The 912-nt window shown below is 75.5% G+C and carries 1 protein-coding gene; it reads right to left on the bottom strand.

Features of this window, described 5'->3' with window-relative positions; translation table 11 throughout:
• On the bottom strand, window positions 1–912 hold a 912-nt coding region (locus MXD58_RS25700; protein WP_250610277.1), incomplete at both ends, for a right-handed parallel beta-helix repeat-containing protein.

Genomic DNA, 912 nt, shown 5'->3' with positions numbered 1-912 from the left:
ACGTCGGCCCCGGCGCGGGCGCCGCGCCCGGCAGGCGCACCTCCCGCACACCGCGCACCTCGCAGCGCTCGAACCGCGGCTCGGCGTTCTCGGCGAGACTCAGATCCGTCTCGCAGTCCAGGATGCGGCAGCCCACGAGGCGCGGCACGGCGCCCGCCCCCACGTGCACGCCGGGGAAACCGGACCCGGCGATCTCGCAGTCCTCGAACACCCCGCCGCCGCCGTCCCCGACGAACAGGCCGTTCTTACCCGCCCGCAACAGCCGGGTCGAGCGGACCGTGGGGTTCGCCCCGGTCCAGATCACCAGCGCCGAGGCGCCCGTGTCGGCCAGCTCACACCCGGCGATGCTGGCCCGAGCCTCACGCGCCAGCACCACGCCGGCCGTCCCGGTCCGGGAGACCCGGCAGTCCCGCAGCGTCGCCTCGGCCTGGGCGCCGATCTGCACGCCCGCGCCGGAACCGCCCGTGATCCGGCAGTCGGTGCACTCGGCCGAGGTGCCGGGTGCCACGGTGAGCCCGCAGGCGTTGCCGTCGAGGTCGCAGTCGGCGGCGTGGAGTGTCGCCGTGCCGTCCGTCTGGATGCCGGACATCGCACTACCGCTGATCGTGACGGACCGCAGCCGCGCGCTGGCCGCGCCGGCGACGTGCAGGCCATGCTCGGGTGTCCCCCGCAGCCGGGTGTCGCACAGCTCACCGTCCGCGTCCGCGCCGACGTGGACGTTGCTGTAGGCGCTGTTCTCGACGGTGACACCAGTCAGGACGGCCCGCGCCGCGTCGGTGACGAACACACCGTTCGCCGCGCTGGCGCGCACCGCTCCCCCGGCGGCGCGCAGCGACGCCTCGCCGCGGGCGACCAGCCCACTGGTGCCCGCCTCGTCGACATCGCAGTCGTTGAGGCGCAGCACGGCGTCGC

This window comes from Frankia sp. AgKG'84/4, from assembly GCF_023242965.2.
In the GTDB taxonomy this organism is placed as follows: Bacteria; Actinomycetota; Actinomycetes; order Frankiales; family Frankiaceae; genus Frankia.
The sequence above is the reverse complement of the archived record's forward strand: the minus strand, read 5'-3'. Positions and strand labels throughout refer to the sequence as shown.